The organism is Pirellulales bacterium (assembly GCA_035656635.1).
In the GTDB taxonomy this organism is placed as follows: domain Bacteria; phylum Planctomycetota; class Planctomycetia; order Pirellulales; family JADZDJ01; genus DATJYL01.
Window position 1 is genome coordinate 21019 of sequence record DASRSD010000127.1, and the last position, 22664, is coordinate 43682.

16 protein-coding genes are annotated in these 22664 nt (G+C 57.8%); 10 read left to right on the top strand and 6 right to left on the bottom strand.

The annotated features are described in order from the left end of the window. Positions 1-25 precede the first annotated feature (25 nt). Positions 26-808, bottom strand: a complete 783-nt coding sequence (locus tag VFE46_11960; protein HZZ28707.1) for a biotin--[acetyl-CoA-carboxylase] ligase — start codon at positions 806-808, stop codon at positions 26-28. A gap of 346 nt (positions 809-1154) precedes the next feature. Between VFE46_11960 and VFE46_11965 the strand changes: the two genes are divergently transcribed. From VFE46_11965 to VFE46_11980, 4 genes are all read left to right on the top strand, one after another. Further along, positions 1155-2651, top strand: coding sequence for an outer membrane beta-barrel protein (locus tag VFE46_11965; GenBank protein HZZ28708.1), 1497 nt, complete (start codon positions 1155-1157; stop codon positions 2649-2651). A gap of 254 nt (positions 2652-2905) precedes the next feature. Continuing rightward, positions 2906-3238, top strand: a complete 333-nt coding sequence (locus tag VFE46_11970) for a co-chaperone GroES (protein ID HZZ28709.1) — start codon at positions 2906-2908, stop codon at positions 3236-3238. Between the two features lie 221 nt (positions 3239-3459). Beyond that, positions 3460-5088 (top strand): chaperonin GroEL, encoded by a 1629-nt coding sequence (gene groL, locus VFE46_11975; protein ID HZZ28710.1) that lies wholly within the window; start codon positions 3460-3462, stop codon positions 5086-5088. Between the two features lie 242 nt (positions 5089-5330). Then, positions 5331-8717 (top strand): lectin-like protein, encoded by a 3387-nt coding sequence (locus tag VFE46_11980; GenBank protein HZZ28711.1) that lies wholly within the window; start codon positions 5331-5333, stop codon positions 8715-8717. A 70-nt stretch (positions 8718-8787) separates the two neighbouring features. On the opposite strand, the gene tyrS is transcribed toward VFE46_11980, so the two are convergent. Then, on the bottom strand, positions 8788-10074 hold the full coding sequence (gene tyrS, locus VFE46_11985) for a tyrosine--tRNA ligase (protein ID HZZ28712.1): 1287 nt from the start codon (positions 10072-10074) through the stop codon (positions 8788-8790). 8 nt (positions 10075-10082) lie between these two features. After that, entirely contained in the window at positions 10083-10814 is a 732-nt protein-coding gene (ispD, locus tag VFE46_11990; protein ID HZZ28713.1) for a 2-C-methyl-D-erythritol 4-phosphate cytidylyltransferase, read from the bottom strand. Between the two features lie 198 nt (positions 10815-11012). Here ispD and VFE46_11995 point away from each other — a divergent pair, with 198 nt between their 5' ends. The 6 genes from VFE46_11995 to VFE46_12020 all read left to right on the top strand — a co-directional run bounded on the left by VFE46_11995 (position 11013) and on the right by VFE46_12020 (position 18107). Then, positions 11013-13400, top strand: a complete 2388-nt coding sequence (locus tag VFE46_11995; protein ID HZZ28714.1) for an NfeD family protein — start codon at positions 11013-11015, stop codon at positions 13398-13400. Positions 13401-13580: 180 nt separating this feature from the next. After that, entirely contained in the window at positions 13581-14123 is a 543-nt protein-coding gene (locus tag VFE46_12000) for an NfeD family protein (GenBank protein ID HZZ28715.1), read from the top strand. A gap of 179 nt (positions 14124-14302) precedes the next feature. Next, on the top strand, positions 14303-15343 hold the full coding sequence (gene floA, locus VFE46_12005; protein HZZ28716.1) for a flotillin-like protein FloA: 1041 nt from the start codon (positions 14303-14305) through the stop codon (positions 15341-15343). Between the two features lie 84 nt (positions 15344-15427). Further along, positions 15428-16300, top strand: coding sequence for a hypothetical protein (locus VFE46_12010; GenBank protein ID HZZ28717.1), 873 nt, complete (start codon positions 15428-15430; stop codon positions 16298-16300). A 77-nt stretch (positions 16301-16377) separates the two neighbouring features. Continuing rightward, positions 16378-17289 (top strand): NAD(P)-dependent oxidoreductase, encoded by a 912-nt coding sequence (locus VFE46_12015; protein HZZ28718.1) that lies wholly within the window; start codon positions 16378-16380, stop codon positions 17287-17289. Between the two features lie 416 nt (positions 17290-17705). Next, entirely contained in the window at positions 17706-18107 is a 402-nt protein-coding gene (locus VFE46_12020; protein ID HZZ28719.1) for a hypothetical protein, read from the top strand. On the opposite strand, the gene VFE46_12025 is transcribed toward VFE46_12020, so the two are convergent. The 3 genes from VFE46_12025 to VFE46_12035 all read right to left on the bottom strand — a co-directional run. Then, a complete protein-coding gene (locus VFE46_12025) occupies positions 18069-18875 on the bottom strand; it encodes a phosphoribosylformylglycinamidine synthase subunit PurQ (protein ID HZZ28720.1) in 807 nt (268 codons plus the stop codon). The genes VFE46_12020 and VFE46_12025 overlap by 39 nt on opposite strands. 39 nt (positions 18876-18914) lie before the next feature. Further along, positions 18915-22040 (bottom strand): phosphoribosylformylglycinamidine synthase subunit PurL, encoded by a 3126-nt coding sequence (gene purL / locus VFE46_12030; GenBank protein HZZ28721.1) that lies wholly within the window; start codon positions 22038-22040, stop codon positions 18915-18917. Further along, the coding region (locus VFE46_12035) for a prephenate dehydrogenase/arogenate dehydrogenase family protein (GenBank protein ID HZZ28722.1) at positions 22024-22664 on the bottom strand (641 nt) is incomplete at its 5' end. The genes VFE46_12035 and purL, both read right to left, overlap by 17 nt.

The following is a 22664-nucleotide window of genomic DNA, read 5'->3' on the forward strand; positions in this document are numbered from 1 at the left end:
ACGGGGGGCGTGAAGCGGAGTGCGCTCACCAATCTGCCGGCGGACGCAGTGTGCCGCTGGTGATTTCGCGCCGGCCATCGGGCGTGTCGAGCAACAGCGCGCCATCGGGGGCAATGCCCACACAGCGGCCGGTGATAGTTTGCTGGCCCTGATATACGGTCAGCGTTTCGCCGCGCTGCAGACAGAGCAAATCAAAACGCTGGCCGAGCGTTTCCAGCGGCTGGCTGAGCTGAACGAGCGCCGCCTCCAGATTTTCCAAAATGGCCAGCAGCAATTCGGTGTGATCGTGCAGCCGGCCCGTCAGATCACGCAGCGTGGCAATGGAATTTCGTAATTCCGGCGGCGCATCGTCGCTGGAATTGTTCGTGTTTAGGCCGACGCCAATGATGTGGCGGCCCGAGGGCAACACTTCAACCAGAATTCCCGCCAGCTTTTTATCGCGGACGAACACGTCGTTGGGCCAGTGCAAACCCAGCGAATGTTCGGCCAGGCGCCCAGCCAAAGCATCGACGATGGCCACGCCGGCAGCCAAAGAAAGCCGCGGCACCTTGCGGCGCTCGAAGCCGAATTGCGCCGGATCGACCAGCAGGCTGAACGCCAAACTTCCCTCGCCGGTATACCAGCGGTTGTTTGCCCGACCGCGGCCGGCGGTTTGCACATCGGCGACAATTAAAGCGGGCAGGGCACGTTTTCCGGCCGCTTCCTCCTCGGCCACCGCCCGGGCGCGCGATTGCGTGCTATCGAGCAGCGGGTGATGCTCCGCATAAGCCAGGAACGTGTTTGCCAGCAGGGCTTGCGTATCGAGCACGGGAATGGCCAATGGTGCGGAAGCGAGGGGTGCGAAGGTGTGGAGGTGAGCGGGTGATGGGGTGAGAACGGCACGGGTTTGCCAGCACAATGTCCCAGTTTAACGGGTGTGGAAGGATTTGCATTGACACATTTTGCAGCCCATCGCAATAATTCCGCCCCATTTTCCCGATTGCCGCGGTTCTCGCGGCAGTGCTTTTGGCGACGGTCGCCGCGCATAAGCGGCGGCCAGCGCAAGCTTTTCGACGGTTTTCGGTTTCACTCATCACAGCGGCTTTTGTTTCCAAACTTTGTTCGTAGAGCGGTCATTCATCTAACACTGCGCAGATAATGCGTAGCGAAGTTCCGTGACACTTGCGCGAATTGTAACTCGCACGCTCGCCGGCCTGGCGCCTTGTGCTGGTGCTGCGCGCCGAGGCGCCGTAGCGTTATTGACAGGAATGCTGCTTTTGGCCGCGACGCCGCTGACAATTCGCGCGCAAGAGGTGCGCGCGCCGCTACCTGATCCGCGATCGGTTCTGCTTTCGGACGATGATAACGCGCACACTGATGCAGAAAATCATCCCAATCCGCTGCGACAACCCAGCGATATGGAAACTAAGCCGGCGCCGCAAAAACAGGGCAATCAAAGCGGCGCAAAGCCGGCAAATTCCAATGGAACTAAGCCGACAAATCAAAATGGGGCAAAGCCTGGAAATCAAAACGCCGCGAACGGGACCAATCAAAGCGGCGCGAAAACATCGAATCCGAACGGTTCAAATGCATCCAGCGCCGCAGGCACAAGACAAGCCAGTGCTGTGCGTCCCGCTTCGGGCACCACGGCCGGAAGCAATCCTTCGGTGGCCTGGCAGCCGATGCGGCCTAGTGACGATCCGCCCGCCTTCCCCATGGCGCCGAACAGCTCCGCTCCGTATCGTTCCGCGCCGAACCCATCGATGAGCGGCCCGGGCTTGCAGCAACCTTTCAGCGCGCCGCCGGTGAATGCCGTGCCGCAAATGCCCCCTTCCAAATTCTCGCCGCTGCCATCTTATTCGCAGCCCTCGGGCGCGCCGCAAATGAACGGATCCCAGGGAGAGATTTTGCAGAGTTTGCCCAGCCACGCCTCTGCGTTCCCCTCGTCGGATAATACGTCCGAAGGTTGTGCCAACTGCGGTCCTAACGGTCAGGGTCAGTATGGTCCTGGAGGATATGGTCCACAAGGCAGCGGAACCGATGCACAAACGCCGTATATGTTTCAGCCCGATCATTATCCTCGGGCACTTGGTCCGGGCGAGCCGTTGGTGGGAACAAGTTGGCAGAACCGGCCGTTTTATGTTGAAGGATTCGCCGGCACCATGATTGGCGACGACGCCATCAAGAATTCGATCGGCCAGGAATCGGGCTTTTTCACCGGCGGCAGGCTGGGGTTAGATTACGACTATTACTGGGGTGTGGAATCGCGGCTGGGAATTGCGTGGATGTCGCTATTCGATAAGCGGAATCCCCTGAACGATTTGGGCAACGGCGACATTGTGGAATGGGACATGGCGCTGTTGTATTATCCTTGGGGCGATTCCAAATGGCGGCCGTTTTTGCTGCTGGGCACCGGCATTTCACAATTCGATACGTTTGGCGGAAATGCGCGCGGGTACTCGGCGACCTTGTTTGAATTTCCGTTTGGCGCCGGGATCAAATTTCACTTCAACGAATGGCTGGCGTGGCGGTTTGAAGTGATGGATAACTTGTGCTTCGGCGATGGCACGCTCGACACCATGAACAACATCTCCTTTACCGCCGGCCTGGAATACCATTTCGGCGGCCGGCGACGGAACTACTGGCCATGGAATCCGGACCCGAAGCATTAATTCACGCTTCAAAAACAGGCCGGCGGGCAGCAGGGCTCCTGTCAGATTGACAGGGTCGGTCAATTTCGCCTTCTCGATCCCGGCCGGCGCTGAATCCGAACTCATTGGCAGCCAATAAGTTGCTCTCTCAGCGAAATCTCTGGCGCGCCGGTTGCTTTGTATTGGCCACCCGCCGGTTCTACGCGCCGAATGGCAGGCGGATAAACTGAATTCTGACCCACATCAAACACATCAAACCGTGGAGAACGTAACGCATGAGTGCGACGGCAACCAAATCTAAGCCAAAAAGCAGCAGCAAAACTCGTTTGCAGCCGCTAGGCGATCGGGTGGTAGTGGAACGGGAAGAGTCGGAATCACGCACCTCGGGCGGCATTTTGCTCCCAGACAGTGCGAAGAATAAGCCTGCCCGCGGAACCGTCGTAAGCGTTGGCGAGGGAAAACTGGCCGACGACGGCAAACGCAAGCCGCTGCAAGTAAAGCCCGGCGACCGTGTGTTGTTCACTAGCTACGCCGGCGAGCAATTCAAAGTGGGCGACAACGAATTGCTCCTAATGCACGAAGAAGACATTTTGGCGGTGATTGAGTAAGACAAGCTTTTTACCACGGAGACACAGAGAAGGCATTTTTATAAGGAGGCCAGGAATGCAGGAAAAGAAATTGATTTGTTGAATTCCTTAATCTTCTTCCTGGTTTCCGGCTTTCTTATAAATCTGTTTCCTGTCTTCTCCGTGACCCTGTGTCTCCGTGGTAAATCACAACATCGTTCATAAGAAACTGACCAACAATTTATTCGAGGAGTAAATTCACAATGGCAAAGATGATGGCTTTCGATCAGGAAGCCCGCGAGGCAATGCGGCGCGGCGTTTCCAAGCTGGCCCGGGCGGTAAAAGTAACGCTTGGCCCTAAAGGCCGGAACGTAATTTTGCAAAAGAGCTTTGGCTCGCCGACGGTCACCAAAGACGGCGTCACCGTGGCCAAGGAAATTGATCTGGAAGACGTATACGAAAACATGGGCGCCCGCATGGTGCGCGAAGTGGCCTCCAAAACCAGCGACGTGGCCGGCGATGGCACCACCACCGCCACCGTCCTGGCCGAAGCCATTTTCAACGAGGGACTGAAGGCCGTTGTTTCCGGCGTGAATCCCATTCAATTGAAAAGCGGCATTGAAAAAGCCGTGGCCGACATTTTCGACAAGTTGCAAAAAATGTCGATCAAAATCAAAGGCAAAACCGAAATGGCGCAAGTCGCCACGGTGGCCGCCAATAACGACAGCGAAATCGGCAGCATTTTGGCCGACGCCATGGAACGGGTGGGCAAAGATGGTGTAATCACCGTCGACGAAGGCAAAAGCTTGAAGACCGAAACCGAATGGGTCGAGGGAATGCAATTCGACCGCGGCTATTTGTCCCCGTACTTCGTCACCAATCCGCAGCAAATGAAGTGCGAACTGGAAGACGCCTACATCCTGGTGTACGAAAAGAAAATTTCCAACGTGAAGGAAATTGTGCCGGTGCTGGAGCAAGTGGTGAATGCCGGCAAGCCACTGTTGATTGTGGCCGAAGAAGTGGAAGGCGAGGCGCTGGCCACATTGGTCATCAATCGGCTTCGCGGCACGTTCCAGGTGTGCGCCGTCAAGGCGCCCGGCTACGGTGATCGCCGCAAGGCCATGCTGGAAGACATCGCCGTGCTCACCGGCGCTACGCCCGTGTTCGAAAGCTTGGGCACCAAGCTGGAAAGCCTGACGCTGGCCGATTTGGGCCGCGCCAAAAAGGTGATTGTCGATAAGGACAACACCACCGTTATCGAAGGCGCCGGCAAAAGTGCGGAAATCAAGGGGCGCATCGAATCGATTCGCCGCGAAATTTCCACCTCGACCAGCGATTACGACAAGGAAAAACTGGAAGAGCGGCTGGCGAAGTTGGCCGGCGGCGTTGCCAAGGTCAACGTGGGCGCAGCGACCGAAAGCGAAATGAAGGAACGCAAAGCCCGCGTGGAAGACGCCCTGCACGCCACACGTGCAGCCGTGGAAGAAGGCATTTTGCCCGGCGGCGGCGTGGCATTGCTGCGGGCTAGCACTTCGGTCAAGCCGGAAGGCGTAAAGCACGACGAGGAAATTGGCTACAACATTGTGGTGCGGGCCTGCCGTGCTCCGCTCACGATGATTGCATCCAATGCGGGCCAGGATGGCACCGTGGTGTGCGAAAAGGTGTCCGAGCTGAAAGGCAACCATGGTTACAACGCGGCGTCCAACGAGTACGAAGATTTGGTGAAGGCGGGCGTAATCGACCCCACCAAGGTCACACGCACCGCACTACAAAATGCGGCCAGCGTAGCCACGCTGCTGCTCACCAGCGATGCGTTGATTGCCGAGAAGCCGAAGGAAGAAAAGGGCAAGAAGGGCCCAGCCGGCCATGGCGGCTACGACGACATGTATTAATAGAGGGCAGGGAGTAGAGGGTAGGGATTTTAGAGAGAGTTTCCAGAGTAATTATTTAGCCCCCGGCGAATTCGCCGGGGGCTTTTTTTGCGCGCTGGCGGGGTATTAAAGGGCAGGAAACGCATGATTGCAGCGGCGGTTGTGCGCGCGGTAAAATGAATTTGTGAATTACGATTCTGCTTTCATCATGCGTAGTGCAATCGGTTCGCTTTAGCACAAAATCGCCCGGGGAGCATTGGAACATGCACGGTCGGCTGTCGCTTCGCTTGGGAATGGTTCTGGCGTTGATGGGCGTTGCTGCCATCGCCTGGAGCGCTCCCAAAGGGGGCAAAGCCAAGCCAGGGGCCGCAAAAGCCAAGGCCGAATCAGAACAGGCCGGCGACAATTCGCAACCGGCCGCCGCCGATGCAGAAACCAGCGGCGGTGCAAAATCGGCCGATCAGCCGCCGCTGGTGGCACTGCAAGGAGGCGAAGGATCTGGCAATCCTGGGCCGCTGTATCACCAGGTAATGCATCAGGCGTTTTTGGCTACGGCCCGTGAGGAATTTGCGGCCGGCACTTACGATGCTCCGTTGCGCGAAGCGGCGCCCAAAACAACGCAGCATGTGGAAACATTTCAGCTGTTTTCCAATTTCAATCCGGCGCAAGTGAAATTTGAAGTCACGCTGAACCGCATGCAGGCAGGCAAAGCCACACAGTTGTGGCGTAAGCAATTCACGATCGAAAAGCCCAACCACGATGCGCTGGAAAAGGAAGTCACCCGAGCCGAAGCCGCCATGCACGCGGAGTTTTTCGACTCCTTGAAAGCCGACGGCCTGGCGCCGGTGGCCCACGCCTGGCGAGACGATGCCTCCGTGCCCGCCGATGTGCAAAACTTATTGACCACGTTGACCATTCCCAGCCAGTTTGCCGCGGCGCGGAAGCTGCACGCCTTAATTCGCGAAGATGCCGAATCGCCGGAGCGGCTTTCGGCCCTGGCTCGGGCTTACGCCAATTTGGGAATGCTGACCGAGTATTTCTGGACCACGTCGACAAAGGATTTGACGGCCCGAGCACTCTTGTATGCAGAACGGCTGTATGCCAAGCAGCCCGATGTGCCGGCCTTATGGTGCCGCGGATATGTGCGGGCGTTGGCGGGCCGGCAATCGACGGCGCTGGCCGATTTTGAAGCGGCCCATCAGCATGCGGCCAGCGACGGCGGCAAACCCAACGAGGCAACGCCGCCGACTTGGGCGGCTTTGGCCGAAGCGTACTGTAAATACGACGCCAAAGCGCTTACGGAAAACGTCGAGGAGCGCTATGTTCCGCTGGCCAGTTGGCTGTATTACTGTGCCGTCGAACCCTCGTACGTCTCGCCGTTTTTGGGCACCGTGGTCGACTCTGTGCTGGAGAAAACTCCGGATGCCTATCGGGTCATTGATGCCATGACGCGCGAAAGCAACTACCGCAATAACTGGGCGCTGCGGCAAATGGGAGCGGAATATGGACTGAGCACTTCGGGCCAATACATCTATTCTGAATTGAACGATTTGCCCGATGCCCCTGCCCCAATCAAAGAAATTTGCCAGGCAGTTAAGCCGGGGAGCGATGAAGGGGCGGAGGAATATAAGCGGCGGGCCAAGCTCATGGCGGCGCTGCGAGCCGCCGACGCCGATGTCAAGCTGCGAGGCGAGCCCAGTTGGAGCGCGCTGGCCTCGCTGTTCGAAGACGTGGCCCTGGTGCAGGTATTTCGTGCATTGAATTCGCGAGCTGGCGGCGCCGATGATCCGGTCGAGCAAATGTGGCCGTTGGTGGCCGATCATCCATTAGGACCGCTGGTGAAACTGCATTCCAACGATGATGCTGTCCGAAAGGCCGCCCAGCAAGCGGCCCAGAACGTCAAGCTTCAAAGCCTGACCATGAGTGGCCGGCACCTGTTCAACGGGCTGCCTTGGTACGGCGGGGATGAAAAAGTTTATGAAAAAATGGATACCGATGTGTTTCATCGGTTCGATGAAACTTTCCGCGACGATTGGCAAGTGTACCAAGATATCAGCGACGAATTTCGAGATCGCGTGCTGCTGGAGCAATTGCTCAAAGATGCTCCCCACATGCCCGTGACCGTGGGGGGTTTACTGGCGCGGCAACACGATTTGGCGGCGCCCCGGGTGGTTGCCTGGGAGCAGCAATATGCCGGCAATCCCGATATTTTGCTCCGGCTGGGGCGCTTTTATCGCGACGACGGCAAATACGATGAGGCCATTCGCATTTGGCAGGCGGCGCTGAAGCAGTATCCGGAGGAAGAAATTTATTCGCTGATGGCCGAAACGTACTTGAAGCAAGGAGACGAAGACCATTGGCTGGCCACGTGGGAAGAATGCATGGAAAAACTTCCCGAGCCAGAATCTAATCATACGGGAATTTTGAACAATATTGCCCGGCACTCCATGCGCCAGCGGCAATGGGAAAAAGCATGGCCTTATGCCCAGCGAGCGGTGGATTCAGGATCGAGCGAGTCGCTGCAGACCCAGGCGTATTGTGCCGAGGCGCTGCAAAAATGGGATCTGGCCAGCGAAGATTTTTCCGCATACAGCCAGCAAAATTCCAGCGACATCTTCGATTGGTATTGGTTTTGCCGCCGGACGGGCTTCGGCAATCAGGACGAGGCCTTGCAGTTGTTGCAAAAATCAATGGCCAACTACGAACCCAATTCATCCGATTTGATGCCGTATTATTATTCGGTTTCGTTGGCGCTGGACCGCCGGTTTGAAGAAGCCAACCGGTGGGTCAGCCTGGTGGTGGGGCGCACCAAGGACGAAGTCATTCTGATGTATGCGGCATTGCTGGCCGATCGCTTGGGCCATTCCGCCGATCGCGATGCCTATTTGCGAAAAATTCTGTCGGAATCTCCCCAGCACCCACCCGAGGAGCTAACGCGGCCGGCGGTGGAAATCATTTCTTTGGCGGAATTAATGGTCGACGATTTGGCGGCCGGCGGCGAGGGGAAAATTGATTACGACGAAGCCGCACGCCGTGGAGCCAGCGCCGAGCCGGGACAAAAGGGAGCGTTCTTTTTTTTCCTGGGCGACTATTACGAAATTCACGGCCAGAAGGCGCTGACCACCAAATGCTGGCAGCAGGCCATGTTGGATTCGCGGATCGATGGCACCGGCCGCACGCTGGCCGGGGCCCGGCTGTCGGATTCGTTTGTTTCGCCTGACGAATATCGGACCGCGCTGCAACAACCCCTAAGCAAGGAGGAATTGCACCCCGGTCCCCTGCCGAAATTGCGGCATCCGCCCGATGCCGTGGCATTCGGCGAGCATTACTACAAATTCATTCCGCACAAGGCCATGACGTGGTCGGAAGCCAAGCAACTGGCCGATTACATGGGCGGTTATCTGGCCTGCATTGGCAGCGAGGATGAAGAAAAGTTTGTGGCCAGCTTGTGCAAGCGCAAGACTGCGTGGTTGGGCGGTTACCGCGAAAAAGGCCAATGGAAGTGGCTTAGCGGTGAACCGTTTGGGTATGAAAACTGGGCGCAGCCGAATATCGAGCAGCCGTATTTGCATACGATGCCCGGCGGAAAATGGCAAGCGATGAAAAATTATCCCGGCCAGGCGGGCTTTGTTTGCGAATGGGGACGGTAGAGCGTCGCTTAAGTCACAGACGCTTATCAATGCAATTTCCGCAATCTTTACTGCCTACCGCTTGCTACCCTCAAACAAACCGCAGCAGCGCGTACGATTTTTTTCCGCTGCGGAGCACCAGCACAGTTTCGCTGGCTAAATCCGCCGTCGTGAGCTTGGCTTCCAATTCCCCCACGCGGCGATTGTTGACATAAGCCCCGCCTTGTTGGATCGTGCGGCGGGCATCGCCTTTGCTTTTTGCCAGTCCACTTTCGACCAAGGCATCGATTAGCGGCAGGCCTTCGCCGGCCAGTCGGCTGCGCGGAAGTTCGCGGCTGGGCACGTCGGCAAAAATTTCGGCCAGCTGCTTGTCGCTCAACTGGCTGATTTCGGCGCCGAAGAAAATTTCCGTGGCGCGGCGGGCGGTGGCGAGTCCCGTTTCGCCGTGAACCAACTGCGTCAATTCTTTCGCCAGGCGGCGCTGGCTTTCCCGTTTGCCGGGATCGGCGGCGCGGGCCGCATCGAGGGCTTCCACTTCGTTTTGCGGCAATTCAGTCAGAAACCGCAGGCACTTGCCGGCATCGGCATCGTCCACATTGATCCAATACTGGTAAAACTGATAGGGACTGGTTCGCTCTGCCGAAAGCCACAGCGCGCCGCTTTCGGTTTTGCCCATTTTGTTGCCATCGCTTTTTAGCAGCAGCGGATTGGTGAGGCCGTAAAGCTGCGCGCCGGACATGCGGCGGGCCAAATCAATGCCGGCGGTGACGTTGCCCCACTGATCGCTGCCGCCGATTTGCAGCTCGCAGTGAAACTGCTTATGCAAATGGACAAAATCGTACGCCATAACCAGCATGTAGCTGAATTCGGTGTAGCTGATGCCACTTTCACGCTCCAAGCGGCCCTTCACAGAATCTTTCGCCAGCATGACGTTGACGGGAAAGTGCTTGCCAACATCGCGCAGAAAATCGAGATACGTGAAGGGACCAATCCAATCAATGTTGTTGACCAGTTGCGCGCGGTTGTCGGCTGAGTCAAAATCGAGAAACTGCTTCAACTGCGGCAGCATTCCCGCAATGTTTTTTTGCAGGGTTTCCGCCGATAACAAATTACGCTCTTCGCTTTTGCCGCTGGGATCGCCAATCATGCCCGTGGCTCCGCCGATTAAGGCAATGGGCGTGTGCCCCGCCCGCTGAAAGCGGCGCAACAGCAACAGCGCCATTAAATGGCCCACGTGCAAGCTGTCGGCCGTGGGATCAAACCCGGCATATACCGTGCGAGGTTTTTCATTTAGCCAGGCGGCCATTTGCGGCGCAGGCTCGGTGGTTTGATGAATGAGCCCGCGCCACTCCAACTCTGAAATGATGTTTTGTACCATGCGCAGGCTTATCTCCACATGTCGTCCATGGGGTTGGTCGGGCCCAGCAGTTTTGGCTTGGGGAGCGCCTTGATTGCCAACTCGGCTAGCCGCAAATCTGCCCGGGCGGTGATTTTTAGATTGAGGGCCGAACCCGGCACAATGTTCACTTTTTGGCCCAGCCGCTCGACGAGTTGGGCATCGTCGGTGGCGACAAACCCGCCACGCTGGGCGTAGGCCTTTAACAAAATATCGCGGCGAAATACCTGCGGCGTTTGTGCTTCCCACAGGCCGTCGCGGGAAACGGTTTCTACAATCACGCCGCCCGATACGCGCTTGAGGGTATTGCCGACAGGAATGGCGGGAATGGCGGCGCCGCTTTTGGCCGCGGCGGCAAAAATTTCGTCAATCCATTCGTTGGCAATGCACGGCCGGGCTGCATCGTGAACAGCGATGAACTCGATTTCCGGTTTCACTTTCTCCAGTGCTTTTTGAATCGAATCGGCCCGTTCCGCCCCGCCATCGACCACGTTAATTCCCAAAATGGCGGCATTGGCGGCGAACTTGGATTGAAAATATTCGCGGTCTTCCGGCGAAATCACCAAAATCAACTGCGGCACATCGGATCGGTTCAAAAACTTTTCTGCCGAGTGCAGCCACACGGCGCGGCCCTCCAGCGGCGCAAATGGCTTTTTGTAATTTTTGTCCCGGAACCGAGTGCTCTTTCCGGCGGCGGCAAGAATGACAGCGAATGTGGACACGACCACCTCCCTTCAAACAACCCTGTGATGATCGCCATTGTGCCGATTGAATCAGGCGGGTCAATTGGTTTCGATCCGAAGTCGTTTTAAGCGGGCGGCTTCCGGCACGCCGCAGCAATCCGAAATTTGACTCTCCCTCACCGGGGTCTATAATCGGGCGTGTAATTGTTGTCTGCGCAAGAGCTTGCGCATTTTCACATGGATTGGCTCTGGCCCGATATGACACTGGCAAAACACGCCTGTGGCGCGTCAGGACGGAATGGCGTGCGGCGGATTTCCCATTGGTTCATTTCGCATTGCCTGGTCTGGCAGTGCGCGATGTTAGCCGTGGTTTGCTTTACTTCGTCCAATCCGTTTTCGGCCTGTGCAGCCGATGATGAACCCGCTCCGGCGGCTACCGCCGATAAAACTGGAGATTCGGCTGCCGCTCAAAAACCGGCCGAAAACAAACAACCCAGTGAGAATGCCCCTGCCGATCGCCCAGACAGCGAAAAACCAGCCGACTCAGCGCGTCGCGGGCAAGGCTTTTTGGTGCGGGTAGATTTGCCTATTACCGACGATGTCGATACCCAAGTTCGCCGCGGCATCACGCAGTTGCTCGGTAACCTGAAGCCGGGCGGACCGCGGCCGATATTGGTCGTGGAGTTGTGGCCAGGGCAAACCGAGGGCGGTGCGGGGAGCGATTTCTTCCGTTCCTTGTCACTGGCAAAGTTCCTCTCGCGCGATTTGCGTGATTTGGCCCGCGGCGTAAAAACCGTCGCCTATATTCCCAAAACGGTGAAGGGGCACGCAGTGCTGGTGGCAATGGCCTGCGAAGAAATCATCATGGCGCCCAATGCCGAAATTGGCGAAGCCGGCATCGACGAATCGGTCATCGGCCCCACGATTCATAGCGGCTACAAAGAAATTGCCGACGCCCGGGGCACCATTCCTGCCGCCATTGCACTCGGCATGCTCGACAAAAATCTCAAAGTGCTAAAAGTTTCGACGGAAGTTGGCACTGAGTATGTCTTGGAAGACGGGCTGGACGAGCTCAAAAAGCATCGGGTGGTGCAAAATGTGGAAGAACTGCAGCCCCGGCCGCTGTTGGTCGATGGTCGGCAGGCTCGGCAAGATTTGGGATTCGTCAGTTATTTAGCCGACGACCGGACCGATGTTGCCCGGGCTTTGAAAATTCCAATCGATTCGCTGCAAGACAATCCCGGCCTGGTCGGCGGTTGGCGGCCAGTGCAGGTCGATTTGAAGCGCCCCATTACCGCAACCACGGTCAGCCGCGTGCAGAAACTGATGCAAGACCAAATTCGCGTCAACGATGTGAACCTGGTTGTGCTGTATATCGAGAGCGACGGCGGATCGTACGACGACGCTTTGCGCTTGGTGAGTTATCTTGCCGGGCTCGATTCCAGCAAGGTTCGCACCGTGGCCTACGTTCCGCACCGGGCGCGCGGCGATGCCGCACTGATTGCGCTGGCCTGTGATCAACTTGTGATGGGTCCGAATGCGAAGCTCGGCGGCGAAGGAGCCGACGTGCTGAAGGCCGATGCCAGGCCGCTGGCCGTGAGCGTGCTGCGCGAAGCGCTGAGTAAAGATAAATCGCGCTCCTGGTCGCTGCCGGCGGCGATGATCGATCCGGAATTGAAGGTGTATCGCTACACCAATCCCAGCACGAATATGTCCGGCTATTTCTGCGAGGAAGAATTAAAGCAGCAGCGCGATCCCGCCGCATGGAAGCAAGGGGAATTGGTCACGGGGACTCGCGGCCCATTGCAGCTTACCGGGCCTAAGGCGGAACAGTTGGGGTTGGCTTGGAAAGTGGTCGATAACTTCGAGCAATTCAAGCAGGCCTACGGCCTGGAGCGCAATCCGGCAATGGTCGAGCCCGGCTGGGCCGATTTTTTAATCGACGCGCTAACGTCCGAAGGGGCGCGCATGTTTTTGCTGATCATGATTTTCGTCGGCGTGTATTTGGAAGTGCACGCGCCGGGCGTGGGAATTGGCGGGTTTATTGCCTTGCTTTCCGCGCTGTTATACTTTTGGGCGCAGCATCTGCAAGGCAATCCGGTGGCGTTGCAATTGATTCTGTTTTTCGCAGGCATATTGTGCGTGGCGCTGGAAATTTTTGTGCTGCCGGGTCTCGCCATTTTCGGCTTTGGCGGCGGGCTGATGATTATTGCCTCGTTGGTGCTGGCCAGCCAAACGTTTGTGATTCCCGGCAATGAATATCAATGGGATAAGCTTCGCAATTCGCTCTTGGTGCTCGGCGGGGCCATCTCGGGAAGCTTAGTCGCGGCGGTGGTTATTCGCCGGTTCCTGCCGCATGCGCCGGTGTTTAATCGGATGATGCTGCAGCCTCCCTCCAATGAAGAAATGGAAATTATTTCACAGCGGGAAGCTCTCGCCGATTTCCGCCACTTGCTGGGGCAACAGGGGGTGGCAACCACCCGGTTAATTCTGTCAGGCAAAGCCCGCATTGGCGATCAGTTGGTCGACGTCATTGCCGATGGGGAAGCCATCGACCGTGGCATGCCGGTTACCGTCGTCGACGTGATCGGAAGCCGGGTGGTGGTACGCTCGGTGCGGGCATAAACTATGCGGGGGATCAATGTGGCCGCCGGGCCCCGAGTTCCCCTCTTTCGCAATTCCGCGTAAAATTTCCGGCGTGTCGATTGTTCGCTCCTTTTCTCCTTTGATCCTCGCCTCGCACTTCAAAAGATGTCTCCAGTTTTTTGGTCCGCTCTGCTGCTAATGGTGGGACTGTCATTAACGATGGCAGAGATTTTCGTCCCGTCGGGGGGCGTAATTGGGTTTCTTTCGTTCGTTTCCATCATTGCCGCCATTGTGATGGCGTTTTTGCAAAGTGGGCCAACCGTGGGAATTATGTTTTTGTCCGTGGCCTGCATTGCGGTGCCGGCAGTGTTGGCGGCGGCGTTTCGACTTTTGCCCCGCACCCCGGTAGGCAGACGGTTGCTCCCAAGCATTCCCACGGCCGAGGAAGTGTTGCCCGACAGCGACGATCGCCGCCGCTTGCGGCAACTCGTGGGTCGGGTGGGAGAAGCGAAATCGAAAATGTTGCCTAGCGGCGCGGTGACCGTCGACGGCCAAACCATTGACGCCATGAGCGAGGGACAGCCGATTGAACCGGGCCAGGCGGTACGGGTCATTGAAGTCCGCGGCACGATGGTCGTGGTTCGGCCCATCGATCCCGCGTCGGCCGGGGATGTTAGGGGAAAAGACGCGGAGCAGGCTGACGATATTTTGTCGCGCCCCATCGATACGTTGGGACTCGATCCGTTCGATCCATTACAATAAAGGCCCTGGTTTTCGCGGCAATTCATTGCTGGGAATGCCCTGCGGCTTGACACGACCCCACAGGTTGGCAACACTGCGCAGTTGGTTGGCGATGGCCTAAATTGTGCTATGCCGGAAGAGGCCAGCAACCTACACGACTGAACCCGCGCTGCAATTTCCAAGTTGAGATTTTCATGCCCATGCTCATTGCCGATGCCGAAGTTGGTCAAGTGGTGACAATCGCTATTATTTTGGTGGGCATTGTCGTGGCGCTCGTGGCGCTGGTAGTGTTTGCCCGGTATTTTCGCCTCTGGATTCAGTCCGTCACCACGGGGGCAAGCATTGGCATTTTCGATTTGTTGGGCATGACGTTTCGCAAAGTGAACCCAGCGGTAATTGTGCGCAGCAAAATTATGGCCGTGCAGGCCGGTTTGGGGGAAGAAACTGGCATCACCAGCAAGGCGCTAGAGGCGCATTATTTAGCCGGCGGGCGAGTGCCGCTGGTAATTCGAGCCATAATTGCCGCCAATAAAGCCAAAACCATCAAGCTTGGCTACAAATTGGCCACCGCCATCGATTTGGCCGGCCGCGACGTTTTGGAATCGGTAAAAACCAGTGTCTATCCCAAGGTCATCGATTGCCCGGCTCGGGGCTCCGGCAAAGAAACGCTCGATGCCGTGGCCAAAAATGGCATTCAATGCCGGGTAAAAGCCCGCGTGACGGTGCGCACGAATTTGAATCAGGTGATCGGCGGGGCGACGGAGGAGACCATTATTGCCCGGGTGGGCGAAGGCATTGTGAGCGCCATCGGCTCGTCGGAAACTCACATGGACGTGTTGGAAAATCCGGATCGCATTTCCAAGGCCGTACTGGCGCGGCGGCTCGATTCGCAAACCGCGTTTGAAATTGTGTCCATCGATATTGCCGACATAGATGTGGGTGAGAATATTGGCGCTCGTCTGCAAGCCGACCGGGCCGAGGCCGACATGCGCATCGCCCGCGCCAAAGCCGAAGAACGTCGAGCAATGGCCGTGGCCTTGGAACAAGAGAACATTGCCTCGATTGAAGGCGCCCGGGCAGGCCTGGTGGCGGCTGAAGCAGAAGTGCCCAAAGCCATTGCCGCGGCGTTCCAAAACGGGGCCTTGGGAATATTGGATTACTACAAGCTGCGGAACATTCAGGCCGATACCGAGATGCGGCGCAGCATTTCCGGCGTGGGTGTAACGACGACGCCGACCTAATTGAAGCGCCGCGGGCAAGGATCGAAGGGGCAGGGCAGGGAAACGGAACTGCGAATCAGCCTGAACATCGAATTATAAGTGACCATGTCCATGTATTTGTTGGCTTTCGGGTGGAACGACTTTTTAACCCTCATGCCGTTCATTATCGCCCTGTTGGTGTGGGTGATTGGCCGCTTTGCCGGACAGGTTCCCCAGAAGCCGCCGCAACGCGGGGCTGCACCGCCGAAGCCGCTTCCGCAGCAACAGCCTCCCCAAGGGGCCGGTGATCCGCTGCAATCGGAAATCGATCAATTTTTGCGGCAAGCGCAGGCCGCGCGCGAAGGGCGCGCCGCTGCCAAGCCTGCCAAGGCAATGCCAGCCGCTGGCCAAGTGCCCGCCACTGGTCAAGCTCCAGGAACCATGGAGCCTTCCAGCGGTCGCCCAGGCAATGTGCAAAGGCAGCGTCCCTCTCGTCGGGCACCGGCAGCACAACAGCCGGGAGGTAGTTCGCGGCGGGAGGAAAAACCTTCCTCTTCGCGTCCCGCTAGATCCCCGAGGGTAGAAGTGGCGCGCGCTCCGACGCCAACACCGCCGGCAACCCCTCGGGAATCGGTTGCCCAGCATGTTGCAGAAACATTAGATGATTCCGTATTTGCGAGGCGGACTGTGCAACTCAGCCGCGTGAAAGCGGCCGACGACGATTTTCGCGCCCACATGCAGCGGGTGTTTCAGCACGATGTGGGGAGCTTAAAAGATAACAATCTATCCCCTGGCAGCAGGGCTAGCGTGACCGGAGCTTCATCGGCTACTGGTGGCATGTCTCCAAACGCAGCGGCAGCCATTGCGCCGGTGGCACGGCAATTGAACGATCGCAAACTGGCCGGCGATATTGCACTGCTGTTGGCTGGCCGCAAGGGCCTTCGCGATGCCGTCATTCTGACCGAAATCTTCCAGCGGCCGGAACGGTGGGAAGACTAAGGCCGAGGCCGAGGCAGCAGCAGGCGATCGGGAACAGAAAACACATCGCGCATCATCCATTGGCAATACGAGGATTTATGGATACTGTTGCTCCGGGAAAAACGCGCTTGGGATGGATCGGCGCCGGCGTGATGGGCCGCAGCATGTGCGGCCATTTGATCGACCGGGGTTTCGCCATGACGATCTTCAGCCGCACCAAATCCAAAGCTGAAGCGCTCTTGGGCAAGGGGGCCCAATGGGCCGATTCGCCGCAAGCTGTGGCTGCGCAAGCCGACGTGGTGTTCAGCATTGTTGGGTTTCCAGCCGATGTCCGCGAAATTATGCTCGGTCCGCAGGGAGCGCTGGCTGGGAGCAAACCGGGCACCGTGCTGGCCGACATGACCACAAGCGAACCATCGCTGGCCGTGGAAATTGCAGAAAAGGCAAAAGCCAAAGGAGTACACGCCGTCGACGCGCCCGTTTCCGGCGGCGACGTGGGCGCACGTGAGGCGCGGTTGTCGATGATGATTGGCGGCGAGCGCAACGTGGTAGAAGCCTTGCAGCCCTGTTGGGAAGCGATGGGCAAAACCATTGTGTATCAGGGACCGCCCGGCGCCGGGCAGCACACAAAAATGGTCAATCAAATTCTGATTGCCACGGGCATGATCGGGGTGTGCGAGGCGCTGTTGTACGGTTACAAGGCCGGCTTGAATTTGGAAAGCGTGATGCAATCGGTTTCTTCCGGGGCGGCGGGAAGCTGGTCGCTTTCCAATTACGGGCCGCGGATCATGGCCAATAATTTCGACCCAGGATTTTTTGTCGAGCATTTCATCAAAGACATGGGAATTGCTTTGGAAGAGTCCAAACGCATGGGCTTGTCGATGCCCGGGCTAGCGCTGGCGCATCAGTTGTATGTGGCGCTGAAAGCCCAAGGACATGGCCGCGACGGCACGCATTCGCTGATGTTGGCGCTGGCGTCGTTGTCGAATGTCGATTGGAAGAAGCGTTGATGGCAGGTTGATCTTTTTGCTCGATCGCTGCGCGAACAGTCGTTGGGAAGCCCGACTTGCCGATTCGGCTCTTGTCGCGCCAGCATCTCGTGTTAGAATCAGCGGCCAATTAGGCGGCGAGAACTCACCAGCCAGCAAGCAGCCGGCCGACGCCGCGAACATTCGATTCCGCCAACTTTCATCACACGGAGATTGCTGTGGGTGTCAAGAAGACAGGTAAAGGCCGCCGCAAACTAGGTCGCAAAAAACGCCGCATGCGCTCTCGTATTCGGCATCGCAAGGGCTAGTACGTTGTTGCCCGCGAAAAATATCGCGAAAATTCTCCGCTTGTGGCGTTTGCACATCGCCACACGGCAAGCTAGGGTTGCCTGACCGCAACGTGGGGTAATATTGCAACGCGGTCAGGAGCGATGAATATGCGCAAGTTGACAATCTTGGCGGTCCTATCGATTTTGCCGGCACTGGGTTGTGCCGATTGCACGGAGACCCTGCGACGGGTCGAGGTGTGGAAGCTGCAAAATTGGTTTGCCGATTCACAGCCGGTTGTGACCTCGCCGCCGTGCGGTAATCCGTGCCCTGCGGTCGCAGCTTCGGCAGCGCCTGGTTGCAGTTGCCAGCAGGGGGCCATGATTCCTGGCGCAACAGTTTCTACGATGGCTCCCATGCCTGGGCCAGCCGACCAGGCCGTGACCGTTCTCCCTGGAAACGCCCCGCCGGCGGAAACTGCGGTTCCCGGTTCGGTAACCACCGGTTATCCGGCGGAATCGGGCGAAGCGGTTTCAACGGAAGAATTGGACGGCGTTTTGAAACAGCCTTAAGCCATCGCCCACTTCGGCTGCCTCGCCCCGTGTCCAACGAGGATGCTGCGTGAAATCAATGTGCCGCTCCGGATGCGGCATTAACCCCAAGACGTGGCCCGTTTCATCACACATGCCGGCCACGTTTGCTTGCGCTCCATTGGGATTATCGGGATACGCTACCGGCTGATCGGTGATTGCTGGGCCAGAATCGTTTTGCGTTGAGCTTGGTTGGGGCGCGTATCTCAGCGGTAATTGCCCACGCCGGATTAGTTCGGCCAGCACGGTTTCATTGCGGGCGAAAAACCGCCCCTCGCCATGTGCTACCGGCAGGTACATTTGGGAAATGCCGGCTAGAAAAACGCACTTGCTTTTATCGGCGGCCAGGTTTACCCAGCGGTCTTCAAACTTTCTGGATGCGTTCCAGGCAAGCGTGACGGCCGGACCATGAGCCGGATCATCCGAGGCCAACAAGCCGCATTTGGACAGTATTTGAAAGCCGTTGCAAACTCCCAGAATTAATTTTCCCGCCGCCTTAAATTGCTGCAGCGCATCGGCTAGGTGATGCTGCAATTGCACGCCGAAGATGCGGCCGGAGGACAGATCGTCGCCATAGCTGAAGCCGCCGGGAATGCACAGCACTTGATACTCGTTGAGCAGCCGCGGATTTTCCAGCGCCCGGCGCACATGCTGAATTTCCGCTTGTCCGCCGGCACGCTGGAAGGCGTAAGCGGTTTCGCCATCGCAATTAGTGCCCGGGGCTCGCAGGATCAAAATTTTCGGTTGCATTTCAGACATCCAAACCGACGATTGGTCGCCGGCATTGCTTTACCACATCAGCGGTTTTTGCCAGGCTGACTTAAGCGCTGCGACCTCCAGTTCCACGACGTGCCGATCCGTTGCGGGATCGACATCGACAATTCGCAATTGCGGCGCAGCGGTTACTTCGCCGATGGCGGCGTGGGGAACGTTTCCCATCAAGGCTTCAAAGTGCCCAACATATTCCGGAGAAACCTCTACCAGAAACCGGCTGTTCGATTCGGCAAATAACAGCACCGTGGCCAAGCCGCCGGAAACTTCCGCCGCCTCTGCCGATTGCACTTCGTGCGGCACTTCCAGTAAATACAAACGCGCGCCCAAGCCACCGGCGAAGGCCATTTCCGCGGCAGCAGCGGCCAAACCGCCTTCGCTTAAATCGTGGCAGGAGTGCACGCAGCCGGCATGAATGGCGGCGTGCAAGGCGGCGAAGGTGGCCTTTGCCCGGGCGACATCAACTTGCGGCACGTGTCCGCCGCTCAAGCCATTGACCAGAGCAAAATGTGAGCCGCCAAGTTCGTTTTTCGTGGCGCCGACTTGATACAGGATGTTGCCGGCCCGTTTGACATCCATCGTCACACAGCGGCGGACATCGTCGACCTGCCCCAGGGCGCTAATGAGCAGCGACGGTGGAATGGCCAGGCCGCGCTTTTCGCCAGTGGCATCGGTAAATCGGAATTCATTGTTGAGGCTGTCTTTGCCGCTGATAAACGGCGTGCCCAGGGCGACGGCTACATCGTGACAGGCACACGCCGCGCGAACCAGCGAGCCCAAAGTTTCGGGCTGTTCGCAATCGCCCCAGCAGAAATTATCGAGAATGGCAATGCGCTGGGGGTCGGCGCCCACGGCGATGCAATTGCGTACGGCCTCGTCGATGGCGCTGGCAGCCGTGTGGTAAGCATCGAAATCGGCATAGCGCGGATTCATGCCGCAGGAAATAACAATGCCGCGGTGCGAGTTTAGCACCGGCCGCAGGACGGCGGCGTCGCTGGGGCCGTCGTTGCGAATGCCAACCAGCGGCTTAATTACGCTGCCTCCGAGCACTTCGTGATCGTACTGGCGGATCACCCATTCCTTGCTGCACACGTTGAGCGAGCTGAGAATTTTGAGCAGCGTGTTGTTGTGATCGATAGAATTCAAGCCGGCTTCAACATTGGAATTCGACGACAACGATTCCAACGGCTTTTCCGCTGACGGAGTGTACACGGCGGTGCGCACGACGGGCGGCCGTCCGTCGTGCAAGAATTGCATCGACAGCTCGGCGACCTGCTGGTCGTTGTAGAACAGTTGCAACAAGCCTGTGGGACGAAATTCGCCAATGGCAGTGGCTCCTACATTCTCCAATTCGCATAATGCCTTCAATTCTGGCCAGTTCGCCGGCGGCACCGACAGAACCATTCGCTCTTGGGCTTCGGAAATCCAAATTTCGGTATACGACAGGCCCGTGTATTTCAGCGGAACTCGGTCCAGCCAGACGTAGGCGCCCAATTCGGCCCCCATTTCGCCGACGGCGCTGGAAAATCCGCCCGCGCCGCAATCGGTAATGGCCGTGTACAAGCCGCGATCGCGGGCTTGCAGCACCACGTCGAGCAGCATTTTTTCGGTAATGGCGTTGCCAATTTGAACCGCTCCTCCGGAAAGGGTTTCGCTATCGCTGGTCAATTCGGCAGAGCTAAAAGTCGCCCCGTGAATGCCATCACGCCCGGTGCGGCCACCGATGGCGACAATCAAGTCGCCCGATTGCGGCTGCTTGTGCGATTTATCGACCGGCAGCAGACCAACGTTGCCGCAAAAGACCAGCGGGTTGCCCAAATAGCGAGAATCGAAATAAATCGCGCCGTTGACGGTAGGAATGCCCATGCGGTTGCCGTAATCTCGCACGCCGGCAACAACGCCTTTCATGACACGGCGAGGGTGCAACACGCCCGGCGGTAGCGTATCAGCCGGCGTATCGGGGGGCGCGAAGCAAAACACATCGGTGCTGGCCACGGGCTTGGCCCCCAGCCCGGTGCCTAAGGAATCGCGGATCACGCCGCCGAGCCCTGTATTTGCACCACCGTACGGTTCCAAAGCGGAAGGATGATTGTGTGTTTCAACCTTGAAAACGACGTGGTACTGGTCATCAAATTTCACCACGCCGGCATTGTCTTGAAACACGCTTACGCACCAATCGTCTTGGCCGCTTTCTTTTTTGGCCGCGCGAATTTTCTGCGTGGCGGCAAAAATGGTTTCCTTCAGCATGTTTTCAAAATGGTGCGATTGCGGCTGGATGTTCGTCGAGGCAGCCGTGGTGGAAGCATAATTTGTGCAACCAACGGAAGCGCTCGGGCCATGGAACGGACCCGTGTAAGCTATGCGGCCGGCCAGCGTTTTGTGGCTGCAATGCTCGCTCCAGGTTTGGGCCAATGTTTCCAATTCGGCGTCCGTGGGATCGCGCCCCAACTGGCGAAAGTGCGCCTGGATGGTTTGCATTTCGTCCAGCGATAAGAACAGTTGCCCAATGCGGCTGAGTTTTCTCAGGGCGGCATCATCCATATCGCGCAGCGGCACGGTGACCAGCAGGAACGCATAGTCGGAGCCCAATTCCAAACGATCGAATTTCAACGAGCCGATCACAACTTGCTCAATGGCGTCGTTGGCCAACACTTTTGCCGCCAGCAACGGCAGTTTTTCCGCAGGCAAATTCGCCAACCAGAATTTTCGCAGCGTGCGAACCGCTTCCACCGAGAGGCCGAAATCGGCAATTGCCGCTTGGGCACTTTGCGCCACAGGGTCCATTACGCCGGGCTTGGAAAGCACGTGAACTAATTGAGGTGGGGCGGTTAAATTCGGCCCCACACTCCCCTGCCCTGCTCCAAGCGGAAAGTTCTTCAAAAAGCCAGCCAAGTCGGCTGGAGGAACTGGGGGATCTTCGCCCACCAGCGAAACCACGGCCTGCTCCACTACGCGGTCGGCAAACAATTCTCGAGCAAGCCGTTCTACTTGAGGGCGCTCCAGCCTGCCTTGCAGCAAATAGCCGGCCGCGGCCACAACGTGTAATCCAGAGGCGATTCCCAGCTCTGCGGCATCGGCAGCCACTTCCAAAGCCAACCGATCGGACTGGCCCGGCGCCGGATAGATATCAATCTCCCAGAGCATCGCGAACTTGTTTTCCTTCCGTGAGCAAAGCACGGAGGCTGGCGGTGTCTCCGCGCTCAATCGCCGAACGAAACGCAGCCACCTTTGTCTCAAACCCGGCCAGCGACTTCAAGACGTTAACCCGATTTTCCAGCAGAATTTGGGCCCACAGTGCCGGATCGCCCGCCGCAATGCGAGTTACATCGCGCCAGCCGCCGGCGGTAAGAGGCAAATCGGCCTGCGGCGTGGTTCCGGCCAACGCCGAAGCAATCACATGCGGCACATGGCTGGTGCCAGCGAGTATTTGATCGTGAACTTCCGGAGACATGGTCAGTAGGTTGGCTCCCAGTGACGACCATAAGTCGGTAACTGCTTGGAGGTCGGCCGGCGAAGTGCGAGTTGTGGGTGTGATGACGACCACACGATTTTCAAATAAATCGGCCTGGGCGAATTGAACTCCTTTTTTCTCGCTGCCAGCCAGTGGATGGCTGCCCACAAAATGTTTGCCGGCCGGCAACGCAGCTTCTATTTTGGAAACAATTGCAGCCTTGGTGCTGCCGGCGTCAGTCAACAGTGCGCGGTCGGGGGCCGCGGCGGCCGCTTGTAAAATGTGGCCGGCAATTTCGCCAACTGGTGTACAAACGA